Here is a 16,266-nt window from a genome sequence, read left to right as displayed (position 1 = left end):
GGCTCCTCTCTATGCCAGGGACTTCAAAACCGTGGGCGTGGCGTCCAGCCGCGCCATCGCGAACAAGGCCAGTGCGCCGGCCAGCACCGGTGCCGCGGCCCAGGCGAAGAAGCCGGGCGCGGACCCGGCGGCGGCCAGCAGCAGGGCGCCGGTCATCGAACCGATGATGGAGCCGGCCCGGCCGGCGGCCAGCGCCCAGCTTACTCCGGTGGCGCGCGCCTGGGTGGGGTAGAGGGTGGCGGCGAGTATGCTCAGATTGTTCAGCGCGCCGGTCAGGCTGAAGCCCACCAGGAACACGGTGGCGAACAGCCAGCCGCCGTCGCCCAGCGCCGCGCCCACGGCGGACAGCGCCAGCGCCGCCAGCAGGCATAGCCAGGGCAGCACCCGGCGCGCGCCCATCCGGTCCATCAGCATGGCCATGACCACGCCGCCCACCGCGCCGCCCAGCGGCACCATGGCGCTGATGCGCGCCGCCTGCGCCGTGCTGTAGCCATGGTCCCGCAGAATGGTGGGCATCCAGTTGGTGAGCAGGTAGAACACGAACAGACAGCAGAAAAAGGTCAGCCACAACAGCAAGGTGCGGGCACGGGCGCCGGCGACGAACAGCAAGGCGGCCGGCGAACGACTGCCCTGAGCGGCGCCTTCACGACAGAAGGCCTGTTGCTGCCAGCGCGGGTCCGGATTGATGCGGGCAACGATGCGCCGCAGCGCGTCTATCTGCTCCGGCCTGCCGGCGAGATAGCACACCGACTCCGGCAGTAGCCAAACCATGAAGGGCAGCAGGAGCAAGGGCGCCAGGCCGCCGGCCACCAGCACGCCTCGCCAGCCCCACAGCGGGATGATCTGGCTGGCGACGCCGCCGCCCAGCGCCAGTCCAGCGGTGAAGCCTGCATAGCTGAGGGTGACCAGCAGCATGCGGTGGCGCGCCGGCGAGTATTCCGAACTCAGGGTGATGCAATTGGGCAGCACGCCGCCCAGGCCGATGCCGGTGGCGAAGCGTAGCAGCGCCAGTGTCTCGATGGACTCCGCCTGGGCCGAGGCCAGCGTGCCCAGACCGAAGATCAGCGTGCACAGCAGCAGCACCCGCTTGCGGCCCAGCCGGTCCGCCACCGGACCGAAAGCGAAATTGCCTATCAGCATGCCGAACAAGCCTGCGCCGAAAGCCGGGGCCAGCTGGCCGCGTGAGATGCCCCATTGGCCGATCAGCTCCGGCGCGATGTAGCCGATGGCGGCGGTGTCGAAGCCATCCAGCAGCACGATGAGAAAACACAGTGTCAACACCATGACTTGATAGCGGGACAGCGGGCTGTCGTCGATGAACTCGCTGATGTCCATGGGCTTGTCCTTCATGGGAGGCTCCTATGAGAGTGGGCGCGCGGTCGGCTCTCGCCGTGTAGCGCCTAGCCGACGTGCGGTGGACGGCGAACAGGTTTTCAGACGCGCTCGATGATCAGCGCGATGCCTTGACCGACGCCTATGCACATGCTGCACAGCGCATAACGGCCGCCGTTGCGTTGCAATTGGTACAGAGCGGTGGCGGCCAGGCGCGCGCCGCTGGCGCCCAGAGGGTGACCAAGGGCGATGGCGCCGCCGTTGGGGTTGACGTGCTCGGCGTCGTCCGGCAAGCCCAGGTCTCGCAATACAGCCAGCGCCTGGGCGGCGAAGGCCTCGTTAAGTTCGATTACGTCCATTTGATCGAGGCGCAGCCCGGCCAGAGCCAGGACTTTGCGGATGGCAGGGGCCGGGCCGAAGCCCATGATGCGAGGCTCCACGCCGGCGCAGGCCATGGCCAGCACGCGCGCGCGCGGCGTCAGCCCATGGCGTTTCAGCGCGTTTTCTCCGGCCAGCAGCAGCGCCGCCGCGCCGTCGTTGATGCCGGAGGCGTTGCCGGCGGTGACGCTGCCGTCGGTCCGCACCACGCCCTTGAGCCGGGCCAGCGCTTCCAGCGAGGTGGCGCGCGGGTGTTCGTCGCGCGTGAAACTCAGCGGCTCGCCCTTGGCGCGCGGAATCAGCACTTCCATCAATTCATCGTCCAGCCGGCCGGCTTCCTGCGCGGCGGCGGCTCGCAGCTGGCTGCGCAGCGCGAAGGCGTCCTGATCCGCGCGCGAGATGTGGAACTGCTCGGCCACGTTTTCCGCGGTTTCCGGCATTGAGTCCACGCCGTAGCGCTCGCGCAGCAAGGGGTTGACGAAACGCCAGCCCATGGTGCTGTCCTCTATGCGCAGATTACGGGCGAAAGCGCTGTCCGCCTTGCCCATCACATAGGGCGCGCGACTCATGCTCTCCACGCCGCCGGCGATCAGCAACTCGGCCTCGCCGCTCTTGATCGCGCGCGCGGCCTGGCCGATGGCGTCCAGGCTGGAACCGCAGAGGCGGTTGACCGTGCTGGCAGGGGTGGACGCCGGCAGGCCGGCCAGCAGCGCGGCCATGCGAGCCACGTTGCGGTTGTCTTCGCCGGCCTGGTTGGCGCAACCATAGAGCACATCGTCCAACAAGGCCCAGTCCGCGCCCGGATTGCGTTGTTGCAAGGCGGCCAAGGGCAGGGCGGCCAGATCGTCGGCGCGCAAGGCGGACAGCGCGCCGCCGTAGCGGCCGAAGGGCGTGCGGATGGCGTCGCAGATATAAGCTTGTCTCATCGGATGTCTCCTTGGCGGGCATCGGTCAGTCGAACCGGAGTCAGGCGCTGCAATTCATCGAAATCCAGGCCAGGCACGCATTCGCGCACCAGCAACTCTCCGTCGCGGAGGTCTATCACCGCCAAGTCGGTGTACACGCGATGCACGCAAGCCACGCCGGTCAGAGGGTAACTGCAGGCTTCCACCAGTTTGCATTCGCCCTGTTTGCTCAGATGCTCCATCATCACGAACACTTGCTTCGCGCCTATGGCCAGGTCCATCGCGCCGCCCACCGCCGGGATGGCGTCCGGCGCGCCGGTGTGCCAATTGGCCAGGTCCCCGCGCCTCGACACCTGAAAGGCGCCCAAGACGCAGATGTCGAGATGACCGCCGCGCATCATGGCGAAGGAATCGCCATGGTGGAAAAAGCAGCCGCCTGGCAATAGCGTGACCGGCTCCTTGCCGGCGTTGATCAGGTCCGGGTCCTCCTGACCTGGAGCCGGCGCCGGACCCATGCCCAGCAGGCCGTTTTCACTGTGCAGGAAGATGTCCAGCTCCGGCGGCAGATAGTCGGCCACCCGGGTGGGTAGGCCAATGCCCAGGTTGACGTACGCGCCCTCCGGGATGTCGCGCGCCACCCGCGCCGCCATCTGCTCGCGATTCAGTCGTTTATTCATGCCGGCCTCCTTGCGTTAACTGGCCGCCGACGCAAACCAGCTTGTGAACGAAGATGCCCGGCGTCACCACGGTTTCCGGGTCCATTTCGCCTAGCGGCAGCAGCTGTCCCACCTGGACGATGGTCTGGCGCGCGGCGGTGGCCATGATGGGGCCGAAGTTGCGCGCCGCCTTGCGGTATTGCAGATTGCCCCAGCGGTCCCCTCGGCAGGCCTTGATCAGCGCGAAGTCGGCGTAGATGGGGAGCTCCAGCACATAGTCGCGGCCATTGATCCGGCGGGTTTCCTTGCCTTCCGCCAGCAGAGTGCCGTAGCCGGTGGGCGAGAAGATGGCGCCCAGCCCGGCGCCGGCGGCCTGGATGCGCGCCGCCAGATTGCCCTGCGGCACCAATTCCAGTTCGATGTCGCCGGCGCGGTAGAGCGCGTCGAACACTTGGGAGTCCGCCTGGCGCGGAAACGAGCAGATGATCTTGCGAACTCGGCGTGCCCGCAGCAAGGCGGCCAGACCGGTTTCGCCGTTGCCGGCGTTGTTGTTGACGATGGTGAGATTGCGCGCGCCATGGTCTATCAGCGCGTCTATCAATTCCGCCGGCTGGCCGGCGACGCCGAAGCCGCCGATCATTACCGTGGCGTCGTCGTGGATGTCGGCAATGGCGGCGGCGGGCGAGCTTACCATTTTATCTATCATCGACTGTCCTTTGCGGGCTGCGTGCAGCCATAAAAGAGTTTGTGCGATTATCGAACCAAATAACTTTAATCGCGCATTCAGCATGCTTGCCGGCCAGCCGCGGGGTCAATACGATGATCGCAATAGTGTGCGGTAATCGCTCAAGATGAAAAAAAGGAGGCAAGATGCAACAGCGGCAAGACCCCATTTCCGAAGAAGGCGTGGAAGAGACCTTTAGCGGCGACCCCAACTACATGGCCTCGCTGGCGCGCGGCTTGGCGGTGATTCAGGCGTTCTCCGCACAGCGTCGCCTGCTGTCCACCTCGCAAATCAGCCAGCGCACCGGCATTCCGCGCGCGGCGGTGCGACGCTGCTTGTACACCTTGAACAAGCTGGGTTTCGTGGACAGCGAGGATGGCCGCCATTTCGCCCTGCGGCCGCGCATCCTGGCGCTGGGGCACGCCTATCTGGGCTCAACTCCGTTGGCGCGCGCCGGCCAGCCTGTGCTGCGCCACGTCAGCAGCAGCGTTAACGAATCCAGCTCTATCGCCATCCTGGACGGCGACGACATCCTCTATATCGCGCGTGCCTTTACCAGCCGAATCATGACGGTGGACCTGGATATAGGCAGCCGTTTGCCCGCGACGTGCACATCAATGGGCCGAGCGATGCTGAGCCGGCTGCCCGCCGCGGAACTCGCTCAACTCTTGGACCGGGCGAGGCTGGTCCAGCACACGCCGCATACCATCGTAGGGCGGCCGGAGTTGGAGGCGGAACTGGCGAGGGTGGCGGAGCAGGGCTACGCCTTGATTGATCAGGAACTGGAAATCGGTCTGCGTTCCATTGCCGTGCCCATCATCGGGGGCGATGGCCGCGCCGCGGCGGCGATCAATGTCGGCGTGCAGGCCGCGCGCGTCAGCCGCGAGGATTTGTTGCTGCGCATTTTGCCGGTGCTGCGCGAGGCGGCGGCGGAACTGGCCTTGCTGCTTGCTTGAGCAAAGCGTTGTAAATGAAGCGGATAGGACATCAGAATTAACAGCGCGCGAGAAAGCCCTATGCTAAACCTACAGCAATAAAACATAGGTGAAAGCAGGGCGAGATGTCGTTCAAATTTCCGGAAAAGGTTCCTGCCGCGGGCGCCGCCGGTAATGCCGGACTGGCTTCCGTCGTAGAGGCCGCCCCGGTGGGGGTGTTGGTGGTGGCGGCCGATGGTCGCATGCTCTACGTCAACAGCGCGCTGGAAAACATGTTTGGCTACAGCAAGGCCCAACTTCTTGGACAGCCGGTGGAAATGCTGTTGCCGGCGGATATCCGCGAACGCCATCTAGATTTTCGTCAGCTGTTTTTTGCCAATCCCACGCCCAGAACCATGGGCAGCGGCCGCGAACTGTTTGCCCAGCATGCCGATGGACGCCAGTTCCCGATCGAAATCGGCCTGGGTTCGATGCCGCACGACGACGAAGTCTGCGCGGTGGCCTTTGTCAGCGACATCACGCCGCGACGCCGGCTCGAGCATCGCTTTTCCAAAGTGGTGTCTTCGCTGCCTATCGGCCTATTGATGGCGGGCGCGGATGGCAGGATTTCAATGACCAATCAAGCGCTGGACGCCATGTTTGGTTATCCACCAGGCGAACTGGTGGGCAAGCCGGTGGAGGTGCTGCTGCCGCAGCGCGTGAGAAACGGCCACCCGGCTTTGCGCTCCGCCTTCGCCAAGGCGCCGGAAGTGCGGGCGATGGGCTCCGGGCGCGACCTGCTGGCCCAGCACCGGGACGGCAGCGAATTTCCGGTGGAAGTGGGGCTGACCCCTTTGGAAACCGAAGGGGAGCGGCAGGTATTGGCCGCAATCACCGACATCTCTTTGCGCAAGAAATTTGAGGAAACGCTGCAGCAGGCCAACGCTCAGCTGGAGGAGTTCACCTATGTGGCCTCCCATGATTTGCGCTCGCCTTTGCGCGGCATCGCGGATCTGATTTCGTGGATTCGCGAAGATTTGGACCCGTCCCAGCTCAGCGCGGACATAGAGAAAAACTTTGCACGGGCCGAAGAGCGCATTGCCCGCGCCGAACGCATGATAGAAGACTTGTTGGAATACGCGAGGGCAGGGCGCCAGGATGAACGAGTCGAAGAGATCGACCCCGGCCAACTGGTGCGCGAAACCGTGGATCTTCTCGATATTTCCCCCGATTTCCGGCTGGAGGTTGAAATCAACGCCAGGCCGTTTCCCGCCGCCCGCACGCCGCTGTCCTTGGCGATCCGCAATTTGCTGTCCAATGCCTGCAAGCACCACGGTGGCGGCAAAGGCGTGATTCGCATCACGGTGGAGGAAGAAGGGCGCTTTAATCTGTTCACGGTGGAAGACGACGGCGTTGGCGTGCCGGAGGGCTCTGAAGAGCGTATTTTCAAGTTGTTTCACCGCGCCAGCAGCCAGGCGGCGGGACATGGCGTTGGACTGGCGGTAACCCGCCGCATGGTCAACAGCAATGGCGGCACCGTGATTCTGGATCGAAACGGCATGCTGGGCGGAGCCTGTTTTCGCATCCGCTGGCCGCGGTTTCCGCTCAAGGAGGTGGAGTGATGACAAGCGCGGTGATATCAAGCGACATTACGGTTTTACTGGTGGATGACGATGACGTGGCCATCGAAGGCGTATTGCGCGGCGTGCGCCGCCAAGGGCTTGAGTGCAATATGGTGACCGCCTGCGATGGCCTTGAGGCCTTGCAAATCCTGCGGGGAACGCACGACAGCAAGCGGATCACCAGCCCCTTCCTGATTTTGCTGGATCTTAATATGCCGAGGATGGACGGTTTTCAATTTCTCGAAACCATCCGCGCCGACAACCAGTTGCGCAATTCGGTGATCTTCGTGCTGACCACCTCGTCGCGGGACGCGGACCGCATGCGCGCTTACGAGGAAAACGTGGCGGGTTATATGATGAAATCCGCCGTGGGTCCGCAATTCGTGAAACTGATGGATCTATTGCATTCTTACGCCCAGTCCGTGGTTTTGCCGGCCCGGTAATCGCAATGATCGACGATGTCGAATGCCTGCAAGAGGCTCCGCAGCAAGTCAGCGTGCTGGTGGTGGACGACGACGACGTCGACCGCGAGCGCATCATCCGCCTGCTGCATAGAAATGCCTTATGTTCGCAAATCCTGGAAGCGGACTCCAAGGCCAGCGCCTTGAGTCTTCTGGGCCGGGAGCTATTTGATTTCGTTTTTCTGGATTTCAAACTGGACGACGGCGACGGCCGCGAACTGGTGCCCTCAATCCAGCAACGCAATCAATCCTGTCTGATCGTGGCGGTCACCGGCACCGGCAATGAGCGCATTGCAGCCGAGGCCATCAAACTGGGCGTCTACGAATATCTGCCCAAGTTCGAACTGACCGAGGACCGGCTGCGCCAAACCATCAGCGACGGCGTGCGGGTGGCGGCGATACAAACCAAGCTGCGTGAAACCGAGCAGTTGCTGCAGCACCGCAGCCTGTACGATTCGCTGACCGACTTGCCCAACCGCAATCTGTTTCTTGATCGTCTGGAACAGTTGTGCGCATTGCACGCTCGCAATCAGTTGCCGTTTGCCGTGTTGATGATAGACCTGGACCGCTTCAAGGAGGTCAACGATAAACTGGGCCACCAGGCAGGCGATTTGGTGTTGAGGGAAGTGGGCGCGCGCTTCGCCAGCCTGCTGCGGGGTTCGGACACCATCGCGCGTCTGGGCGGCGATGAATTCGCCGCCTTGCTACTGGAGGTGGATGGAGCGGAGTGCGCGTTGGCCTTGGCGGAGAAGGTGGGGCATACGTTGGATGCGCCGATTCTGGTGGGAGAACACGCCTTGTCGATAGGCGCTTCCTTCGGTGTGGCGATGTGCCCGCAGCATGGCTGCGATCCCGCCCAACTGTTGTCCTGCGCAGATATCGCTATGTATCAGGCAAAAAGCAACCTCGGCTCAGTGGCCTTGTACGCGGGTGAAAACGACAAGCCCTGGCCCAAGTCGGGACAAACCACGCAAGCCCTGATTACCCAGCTAACCCGGGCGATCCAGCACGAGGAACTGGAAATGCATTACCAGCCCAAAGTCCGGCTGGACACCGAGGAAGTGGTCGGATTCGAAGCCTTGGTCCGATGGAACAGCCCGGCACAGGGCCAGGTAAATCCCGATGATTTCATGCCCACGCTGGAGTCTTGCAATCTACTGAGCCGTTTTACTTATCTGACGCTGGAGTTGGTGCTGTCTCAGCAACAGATATGGATCAGCCAGTTGCGGGAACCATTCAAGGTGGCGGTGAATATTTCCGCGCGGATGTTGGAAGATGGTCGGTTTGTGGAAGAAGTGATGGCGCGTTTGGCCAGTTACAAGATTCCACCCGAGCTACTGGTGCTGGAACTGACGGAAACCGCTCTGGTCATCAATCCGGTCAAGGCCAAGCTGATGATCGAGCAATTGCATGCTCAGGGCGTGTCCTTGTCGATAGACGATTTTGGAGCGGGTTTCACATCTTTTACCTACCTGAAAAACTGCCCAATCACCGAGATCAAACTGGACAAGGCTTTTGCGCAGGAACTGGAGCCGGGTTCGTTCAACGCCTCGCTGATACGGTGCATGGCGGTGTTTTGTCAGAGCCGTTCCATCAACTTTATCGTTGAAGGCGTGGAGCGCAAAAAATATTGGCCAGTTTTGATGCGGCTGGGCTGCTACCTGGCTCAGGGCTACAGCATTGCAAAGCCGATGCCTGCGGCTAAGGTGTTGCCCTGGAGAGAGAAGTGGGAGCGAGGCAAGTCATGAAGGTAAGTTCGCCGCGGCAGCGGTTCTGCGCGCAAGCGTGAGCAGCCAAGCCGTATTTCGGATTGCGGGCAAAGGTTTATTGCAGAAACAGGCTCGCCGCGGCTAGGGGATTGGACGGGAAATAGGCGTGAAAATAGCTGGCCAGCAGGCTGCCGCGGCGATACAGCGCCTCGCCGGTTCCGGCGCCGCTGGCGCGCGTCGCGCGGGCGACAGGCTCCAGGCTGGTTTCCAGCCGAGTGTAGTGGAAAGTGTGGCCGCGCAGCGCGCCGCCGGGAAAGTCCATTTGCTGCAGGCCCAGCCCGCACAGCCTAGGCTGCAGCACGGCGTGGCCGGGCAGCAACTCCAGCATCGCCGCGCTCTCGCCATCGCGGCGGGTTAGCCGGTCCAGCAGATAGAGCATGCCGCCGCACTCCGCGTACAGGGGCTTGCCGGCTTCCACATGCCCATGTAGTCCCGCCTTTAGCGCGGTGTTGGCGGACAGCGTGTCCAGATGTAGTTCCGGATAGCCCCCAGGCAGGTAGACCGCGTCGCAGTCAGGCAGCACGGAGTCGGCTAGTGGCGAGAAGAAGGCCAGCTCCGCGCCCAGTTGGACTAGTGTTTCCATATTGGCCGGGTAGACAAAGGCGAAGGCGGCGTCGCGGGCGATGGCGATGCGCCGGCCTGCCAGCAGTTTCGGCATGCCCGGCTGGACGACAGGGGGAAACGCCACCGCAGGCGGCAACTCGGCCAGCGTGGTGCCGGCGATTTGCGCTGCGGCGAGATCGAGACGGGCGTCAAGATCGGCGATCTCCTGCGCTTGCACCAGGCCCAGATGGCGTTCCGGCAGCCGCACCGCCTCGTCGCGGCGCAGCGCGGCCAGCAGCGGCAGATGTGCCGGCAGCTGCTGGGCCAGCATTTCGGCGTGGCGCTCGCTGGCGACGTGGTTGGCGATGAAGCCATGAAAGCGAAGGCCTGGGCGGAAGCTGGCCAGGCCATGGGCGACGGCGGCGAAGGTCTGCGCCATGCTGGCGGCGTCTATCACCGCCGCCAGCGGGATGCCGAGCAGGGCGGCCAGATCGGCGCTGCTGGGCGTGCCGTCGAACAAGCCCATGCTGCCCTCGATCAGGATCAGGTCGGCCTCGGCGGCGGCCTTGTACAGGCGGGCGCGGCAATCGTCCTCGCCGTTCATCCACAAGTCCAGGCCATAGACGGTGTGCCCGCTGGCACGCTCGAGAATATAGGGATCCAGAAAATCCGGCCCGGTTTTGAACACATGCACCCGGCGTCCCTGATTGCGATGGTGGCGGGCCAGCGCCGCCGTCAGCGTGGTCTTGCCCTGGTGCGAGGCGGGGGCGGTCAGGAACAGTGCCGGGCAGCGCAACGATGTCATCAGAACTCCACTCCGCGTTGCGCCTTGATGCCTTGCTCGCGGTAGGGGTGCTTGACCAAGCGCATTTCGGTGACCAGATCCGCCGCCTCAAGCAAGGCTTCCGGCGCGTGGCGGCCGGTGACCACCACATGCTGCATCGCCGGCCGGACGGCGAAGGCGGCCAGCACTTCGTCCAGCGGCAGGTATTCGTATTTCAGCACCACGTTCAGTTCGTCCAGGATCACCATGTCGTAGTCTTCGCTCTCCATCATCGCCAGCGCCTGCGCCCAGCCCTTGCGCGCGGTGGCGATGTCGGCCTCGCGGTCCTGGGTATTCCAGGTATAGCCTTCGCCCATGGTGTGGAAGTCGCAGTTGTCGAAGCCGCCCAACAGGTCGCGTTCGGCGGTGTGCAGAGCGCCCTTGATGAACTGCACCACGCCCAGGCGCATGCCGTGGCCGACGGCGCGCAGGCCCATGCCGAAGGCGGCGCTGCTCTTGCCCTTGCCCGTGCCGGTGTTGACGATGAGCAGACCTTTTTCGCCGGTGGCGGCGGCCTTTTTCTTCTCGAAGCCCGCCTTGCGCTTCTCAGTCATGCGCTGGTGGGAGGCCGGATCGGTTTTCATAGTGTTGTCCTTGAGTGTGGGGCGCGCGCCGTCAGCGGCGCAACAGCCAGATGAAGAAGGCGCCGCCGACGGCGGCAGTGCCAACGCCAACCGGGATGTCTTCCGGGGCGATGACCGTGCGCGCGGCGGCGTCCACCCAGATCAGGAACAAGGCGCCCAGCAGTGCGCAGGCAGGCAGCAAGCGGCGGTGGTCGGCGCCGACGCAGCGGCGGGCGATGTGGGGAATCATCAGGCCGACAAAACCTATCGCGCCGCTGACCGCCACCATAGTGCCGGTCAGCAACGAGGAGGCGGCGAACACCGCCAGCCGCAGCCTGGTCACGCGTATGCCCAAGGTGACCGCGGTCTGCTCGCCGGCCATCAGCGCGTTCAGCGGCCTGGCCACCGTCAACAAGGCTGCCAGGCCCAGGCACAGCGCGGCCAGCGGCGCCGGCAGCAGCTCCCAGCGCGCCTGGCCTAGACCGCCCAGCATCCAGAACAGTACCGCCGAGGCGGAGCGATGATCACCCAGATACAGCATCAGATTGGCTAAAGCCATCAGCAGGAAGGACACGGCGACGCCGGCCAGCAACAACCGCTCGGCCTGCAAGCGACGCTGGCGAACGGCGATGCCGGTGACCAGCAGGGTGGCCAGCAAGGCGCCGGTGAAGGCGGCTAGCGGCAGGGTGGCGCCGCCCAGCACATTGCCGCTGAATAGCAACACCGTCACCGCGCCCAGCGTGGCGCCGGAGCTGACGCCCAGCAGGTGGGGGTCGGCCAGCTGGTTGCGGGTGGTAGCCTGCAAGGCCGCGCCCACCAGGGCCAGGCCGGCGCCGACCATGCCGCCTAGCAACACCCGCGGCAGCCGCAGCTGCCAGATGATCAGGTCCTGGCCCGGCTGCCAGGCCGGTTCCACCGGCAGGCCCAGCTGGTGCAGCAGTACATTGGAACTGACAGTGAACTCCACCGGCGCGGCGCCCAGGCCGGAAGCCAGCGGCAGCGACAACGCGAGCAGGGCTAGCAAGATGCTCAGCAAGGGCCAGGCCGATGGATGGTTGACGGCGGAGCGGATCACTTGGCGAAGGCCTCCGGGTGCAAGCCGCGCGCCAGCGCGATGATGGCGTCAGCGTTGGCGATGCCGGGCGTCGCGCTGTCGTAGGGCAGCACGATGAAGCGTTTGTCGCGCACCGCCGCCATCTTGTTCAGCGCCGGATGGTTTTGCAGAAAGGCGATCTTCTGCTGGGCGGAGACCTTGCCGTAGTCGATGATCACGACAACCTGCGGATTCCGCGCCACCACGGTTTCCCAGTCGACGCGGGTCCAGCTGGCGTTGACGTCGCCCAGGATGTTGCGGCCGCCTGCGGCTTGGATTAACGCGCTCGGCATGGCCAGCTTGCCGGCGCTGAAGGGGCGATCCTCGCCGCTGTCGTAGACGAAGACCGACGGCGTGGCCTTGCGCTTGGCGACGCGGGCGGCGGTACCGTCCACCTTGGCGCGCATCTCGGCCACCACTTTTTGCGCACGCGGCTCCACGTCGAAGATGCGGCCCAGATTGTTGAGGTCGCGATAGACATCGTCCAGGCTCGCCGCCGGGCGTTTCATTACATGGGCGCAGGATTCACTGAGCTCGTAGACATTGATGCCCAAGGGTGCCAGAGAAGCAGGCGTCACCGGGCCGCCCACGCGCAGGCCGTAGTTCCAGCCGGCAAAGAAAAAGTCGGCGTTGCGGGCCAGTAGCGCTTCCGACGACGGATAGTCGCCGGCCAGCTCTGGCAGCTTGCCCAATGCCTGTTTCAACGGTGCGTTCAGCTTGTTCCAGGCGCTGATGCCGGTGTAGCCGGTCATACGATTTTGCAGGCCCAGCGCCACCATCATCTCGGTCAGATTGATGTCGTGGCTGACCGCGCGCTGAGGCGGGCGTTGGAAGGTGACTTTGCGGTTGCAACTATCGATAGTCAGCGGATAGGTGCTGGCATGAGCTTGAGAGGCCAGCAGCGCGGCCAGGCCGCAGGCGATGAGCGGAGGTGGTTTAAGTTTCATATGCTTTCTTCTTCCAGCAGGGTGATGCGGGGATGACCGGCTTGAGGGTGGCGGTCCACCAGTGCGCGCACGCCGAACACTTCGGCCAAGAGCCGGGGTGTCAAGACGGTTTCCGGGACGCCGCTGGCGACGATGCGGCCGGCCTTCAGCGCGTACAGGCGGTGGCAGAAGGCGGCCGCCAGGTTGAGGTCGTGCAGGGTGGCGATGGCGGCGATGCCCAACCGGCGCACCAGGCGCAGCAGTGATAGCTGGTGGCGCAGGTCCAGGTGATTGGTGGGTTCGTCCAGGATCAGCAGCTCGGGCTGCTGCGCCAGCGCCCGCGCCAACAAGGCGCGTTGCTTCTCGCCTCCGGACAGCGTGGCGAAGGGCTGCCGTTGCTGCGCCGTCAAACCCACCTGGGCCAGCGCCTCGTCGACGATGGCGTGATCGGCGGCGGATCCGCCGCGCAGCAGCGATTGGTGCGGAATGCGGCCCATGTCCGCCACCTCGCGCACGGTCAGGCCAAAGTCCTCGGGAAATTCCTGCAGCACCACCGCCACGCGGCGGGCGAAGGCAGCGGCGGACTGGGACCAGATATCGGCGCCGTCCAGCCTGGCCTCGCCGGCTAGCGGCTTGTTGAAGCGGAAGGCGCAGCGCAAGGTACTGGTCTTGCCGCTGCCGTTGGGGCCGATGACGCCGACGAATTCGCCGGGCCGGACTGACAGCGCAATGTCGTGCAGCAGTCTTGCCTCAGGCGCTATCGCGCTGTCCGGCGACCAGTCCAGGCCGCATAGTTCCAAGGCGCTCACCGGCTAGCTCCAGTGGGCGCCGGTGATGTCGCGCAGCAACGCCAGCACGCGTGGGCGGCTGGGGTGGTAGCCGATGAACACGAGCTGAGCCTGGCGTGGAGCGGCCAGGGTTTCGTCGCGGCTTAGCTCGATGCGCTTGCGCACGCCCTGGGCCAGCAAGCGGCCAGGGCCTTCGGAGCAGGCCGCGAAGCCCTTGATCCTGAGCAGGGGCTCCTCATCGGCGATAACCTCCAGCGCTGCGGCCAGCTTGTCGGCGTTTTGCGCCTCTTTGCTGCGGATCATGAACGATTGCCAGCCCGGGTCTTGCTCGTGGAAATGCTTGTGGGTGGACAGGCCATGGCTGTGCGCGGCCTGGCCGCCGTGGCTGTGGCCGTCCAGCAGCGCCTGGTTGGCCAGCGGCCGCATCGCGAGCCCCGGCATGCTGGCCACCGGGCCGTAATGGCGGTGCGCCGCCGGCGCGGCCTCGTGCAGATGCAGGCCCAGCGTCAGCCGAGTGTCCAGCTTGGCTTGATAAGCCAGCTCGATGAAGCGGATCGACGGCGCTTGCCTGCGCACGGCTTCCTCCGCCGCCAGCAGCGCGTCGGCGGATAGCGCGTCTACCTTGTTCAGCACCACGATGTCGGCGTGGCCCAGTTGCTGGTCGAACAGCTCCGCCACCGCGTCGGCTTTGCCGCCGTCTCCAGCTGGGGAGAAGCGGCCGGCGAGCAGCAGCGGGGTGTCGACCACCGCCAGCGTGGCGTCCAGCACGAAATAGGGCGCCAGCGCCTCGCTCTGCAACTGGGCCATCACCGCGCTGGGCAAGGCCAGGCCGGAGGTTTCGATCAGCACGTGGTCGATCTGCTGGCGACGCTGCCACAGCGCCAGCATGGTGGGCAGGAAGTTGGCGTCGTCGTCGTAGGCCACCAGACCGTGGGCGAGGTCGTGGATTTCCACGCCGCCGGCGTCGGCGTCGCGCAACAGGCCGCCGTCTATCGACACCTCGCCGAACTCATTGACCAGGATGGCCAGCCGGCGTTGCTTATTGTTTTCCAGCAGCTTGGACAGCAGCGTGGTCTTGCCGGCGCCGAGGAAACCGGTCAATACCGTGACGGGGAGGCGCGGCGCGCTCATGCGGGTTCTCCTTTAGCTAGGGCCGCCAAGACGGCGTCAAAGTCGCTAAACGTTTGCGGATAGTCCAGCTGCGGGCGGTCTATCACGATGAAGGGGATGCCCAGCACGGTCGCGGCGGCGGCCTTGGCGTTGAAGCCGCCGGCCTCGCCGCCGTCCTTGCTGATCACGCAGTCAATGCCCCAGTCGCGCCACAGCGCCTCGTTGGCCGCTTGCGAGAACGGCCCCTGCATCGCGCAGATGCGCGAGCGCGGGATGCCCAGATCGAGCGCCCGCTGCAAATGCTGCGGGTCCGGCGCCAGGCGTACAAACCATTGCCGTTGTTTCTCGGCATCGGCGGCGAGGAAGCGGTGCAGTTCCTTGCTGCCGGTGGCGAGGAAAACACGTTTTCCTTTCGTCAGCGCCAGCTTGGCGGCCGCGTCGCTGTCGGCGCAGCGGATCAGCGGATACGCGCTGCTGCTGGCCGGGCGTTCGTAGCGCAGATAGGGCAGGGCCAGTTCCTTGGCCAGCGCCATCAGTTGCTGCGACATCTCGCTGGCGTAGGGGTGGGTGGCGTCGACGATGGCGCTGGCCCGGCTGCCGGACAACAGTTCGCGGCGGCGCTCCACGCCCAGCCGGCCGCTGACGGTGGCCACGCCGGGCGCCGCCTGCTGCGCCTGCTCATTGCCGTAATCGCTGGCGCTGCTGACCACCACCGCGCGGCCGGCGTCGGCGATGGCGCGGGACAGCGCGTTGCCGTCGCTGGTGCCGGAGAACACCCAGGCCGCGCCGGCGGGCAGCGCGTCGGCCTTGACCGTGTCGCTGGTGTTGTCCCAGTTGAAGTAGCCGCGCGGAGTGAACATCCAGTTCCGTTTGCGGCGGGTGAAGCGGTTGCCGATGACAATGCTGGTCAGCATGTCGAAGCGGCGGGTCCGCAGCTCGGCCAGGGTGACGATTTCCACCGCCTGGTCTTCACGGTAGGCGTTGCGGACGATGCCGCACAGCGTTTCCGGCTTCTTGTGCTCCAGCATGATGTCCAGGATGCGGTAGACGCCTTCCTGGCGCTGGCGGCTCTGCACGTTGTAGAACACCACCGCCAGATCGGCCTGGGCGATGTGGCGGGCGCGGGTTTCAATCCATTCCCACGGGCACAGCAGGTCGGACAGGCTCAGCGTGGCGAAGTCGTGCGACAGCGGCGCGCCGAGCAAGGACGCGCAGGAATTGGCCGAGGTGATGCCGGGAATCAGCTGCACGTCGAACACATCGTCTTCGAGCATGTCCTCGTAGGCCAGCGTGGCCATCGCATAGACGCCGATGTCGCCGCTGGACAGCAGGGCGACGGTTTTGCCGGCGCGTGCTTCCGCCAGCGCCAGCTGGGCGCGCTCGCGTTCCTGGGTCAGCGGCAGGGTGCGGATGTCCTTGCCGGTTATCCACGGTTGCACCCAGGTCAGGTAAAAATCGTAGGAGACGATCACATCGCTCGCCGCCAGCGCCTGGCGGGCGAGGTCGGGAATCAGCTCGGCGCGGCCGGGGCCGACCGAGACGAGGTAGAGTTTGCCGGTCATTTTGTCATCCATTGTTAAGCTCCGGCTGCGCCGGGGCGTTCCGCCGTCAAAGTCAATTTGTGCCTGCTGCGCAGGCGTTTTTTTAGGGGTGACGTCG

General features: G+C 64.9%; 15 protein-coding genes. 4 read left to right on the top strand and 11 right to left on the bottom strand.

The annotated features are described in order from the left end of the window. Nucleotides 1-9: 9 nt before the first annotated feature. The 4 genes from GYH29_RS11370 to GYH29_RS11355 all read right to left on the bottom strand — a co-directional run bounded on the left by GYH29_RS11370 (nt 10) and on the right by GYH29_RS11355 (nt 3,977). The gene (locus GYH29_RS11370; RefSeq protein WP_081574588.1) at nt 10-1,350 is read right to left on the bottom strand and encodes an MFS transporter; all 1,341 of its coding nucleotides are present in this window, start codon (nt 1,348-1,350) and stop codon (nt 10-12) included. A gap of 83 nt (nt 1,351-1,433) precedes the next feature. Then, a complete protein-coding gene (pcaF, locus tag GYH29_RS11365; protein WP_019100992.1) occupies nt 1,434-2,636 on the bottom strand; it encodes a 3-oxoadipyl-CoA thiolase in 1,203 nt (400 codons plus the stop codon). Then, nucleotides 2,633-3,292, bottom strand: a complete 660-nt coding sequence (locus tag GYH29_RS11360) for a 3-oxoacid CoA-transferase subunit B (RefSeq protein WP_043593211.1) — start codon at nt 3,290-3,292, stop codon at nt 2,633-2,635. The genes pcaF and GYH29_RS11360 overlap by 4 nt, the downstream gene beginning before the upstream one ends. Next, nucleotides 3,285-3,977 carry a 3-oxoacid CoA-transferase subunit A gene (locus tag GYH29_RS11355; RefSeq protein ID WP_161523786.1) on the bottom strand — a complete coding sequence of 231 codons (693 nt, stop codon included), beginning with the start codon at nt 3,975-3,977 and terminating at the stop codon, nt 3,285-3,287. The genes GYH29_RS11360 and GYH29_RS11355 overlap by 8 nt, the downstream gene beginning before the upstream one ends. 164 nt (nt 3,978-4,141) lie before the next feature. Between GYH29_RS11355 and GYH29_RS11350 the strand changes: the two genes are divergently transcribed. The 4 genes from GYH29_RS11350 (at nt 4,142) to GYH29_RS11335 (ending at nt 8,740) form a co-directional block, all read left to right on the top strand. Continuing rightward, nucleotides 4,142-4,951 carry an IclR family transcriptional regulator domain-containing protein gene (locus GYH29_RS11350; RefSeq protein ID WP_019100995.1) on the top strand — a complete coding sequence of 270 codons (810 nt, stop codon included), beginning with the start codon at nt 4,142-4,144 and terminating at the stop codon, nt 4,949-4,951. Nucleotides 4,952-5,055: 104 nt separating this feature from the next. Further along, nucleotides 5,056-6,531 carry a sensor histidine kinase gene (locus GYH29_RS11345; RefSeq protein ID WP_081574590.1) on the top strand — a complete coding sequence of 492 codons (1,476 nt, stop codon included), beginning with the start codon at nt 5,056-5,058 and terminating at the stop codon, nt 6,529-6,531. Continuing rightward, nucleotides 6,531-6,974, top strand: coding sequence for a response regulator (locus tag GYH29_RS11340; RefSeq protein ID WP_019101815.1), 444 nt, complete (start codon nt 6,531-6,533; stop codon nt 6,972-6,974). Before GYH29_RS11345 ends, GYH29_RS11340 begins: the two co-directional genes overlap by 1 nt. Nucleotides 6,975-6,979: 5 nt before the next feature. Continuing rightward, the gene (locus GYH29_RS11335) at nt 6,980-8,740 is read left to right on the top strand and encodes a putative bifunctional diguanylate cyclase/phosphodiesterase (protein ID WP_107731857.1); all 1,761 of its coding nucleotides are present in this window, start codon (nt 6,980-6,982) and stop codon (nt 8,738-8,740) included. Nucleotides 8,741-8,816: 76 nt separating this feature from the next. Here the strand turns inward: GYH29_RS11335 and GYH29_RS11330 are convergent, their stop codons facing one another. The 7 genes from GYH29_RS11330 to cobJ are packed head-to-tail and all read right to left on the bottom strand — an operon-like array spanning nt 8,817 to nt 16,181. Then, the gene (locus GYH29_RS11330) at nt 8,817-10,109 is read right to left on the bottom strand and encodes a cobyrinate a,c-diamide synthase (protein ID WP_161523785.1); all 1,293 of its coding nucleotides are present in this window, start codon (nt 10,107-10,109) and stop codon (nt 8,817-8,819) included. Then, nucleotides 10,109-10,711 (bottom strand): cob(I)yrinic acid a,c-diamide adenosyltransferase, encoded by a 603-nt coding sequence (cobO, locus tag GYH29_RS11325; RefSeq protein ID WP_019104131.1) that lies wholly within the window; start codon nt 10,709-10,711, stop codon nt 10,109-10,111. Before cobO ends, GYH29_RS11330 begins: the two co-directional genes overlap by 1 nt. A gap of 31 nt (nt 10,712-10,742) precedes the next feature. Further along, nucleotides 10,743-11,765, bottom strand: coding sequence for a FecCD family ABC transporter permease (locus tag GYH29_RS11320; protein WP_019104130.1), 1,023 nt, complete (start codon nt 11,763-11,765; stop codon nt 10,743-10,745). Continuing rightward, nucleotides 11,762-12,730, bottom strand: coding sequence for an ABC transporter substrate-binding protein (locus GYH29_RS11315; protein WP_161523784.1), 969 nt, complete (start codon nt 12,728-12,730; stop codon nt 11,762-11,764). Before GYH29_RS11315 ends, GYH29_RS11320 begins: the two co-directional genes overlap by 4 nt. Continuing rightward, complete coding sequence (locus tag GYH29_RS11310; RefSeq protein ID WP_232060580.1) at nt 12,727-13,518, bottom strand: ABC transporter ATP-binding protein; 792 nt, start codon at nt 13,516-13,518, stop codon at nt 12,727-12,729. The genes GYH29_RS11315 and GYH29_RS11310 overlap by 4 nt, the downstream gene beginning before the upstream one ends. Nucleotides 13,519-13,521: 3 nt before the next feature. Beyond that, nucleotides 13,522-14,628, bottom strand: a complete 1,107-nt coding sequence (locus GYH29_RS11305; RefSeq protein ID WP_019104127.1) for a CobW family GTP-binding protein — start codon at nt 14,626-14,628, stop codon at nt 13,522-13,524. Then, a complete protein-coding gene (gene cobJ, locus GYH29_RS11300) occupies nt 14,625-16,181 on the bottom strand; it encodes a precorrin-3B C(17)-methyltransferase (RefSeq protein ID WP_232060579.1) in 1,557 nt (518 codons plus the stop codon). Before cobJ ends, GYH29_RS11305 begins: the two co-directional genes overlap by 4 nt. Nucleotides 16,182-16,266 lie beyond the last annotated feature (85 nt).

The organism is Chromobacterium haemolyticum (assembly GCF_009936155.1).
Classification (GTDB): Bacteria; Pseudomonadota; Gammaproteobacteria; order Burkholderiales; family Chromobacteriaceae; genus Chromobacterium; species Chromobacterium haemolyticum.
This window is presented reverse-complemented; position numbering and strand designations above follow the sequence as displayed.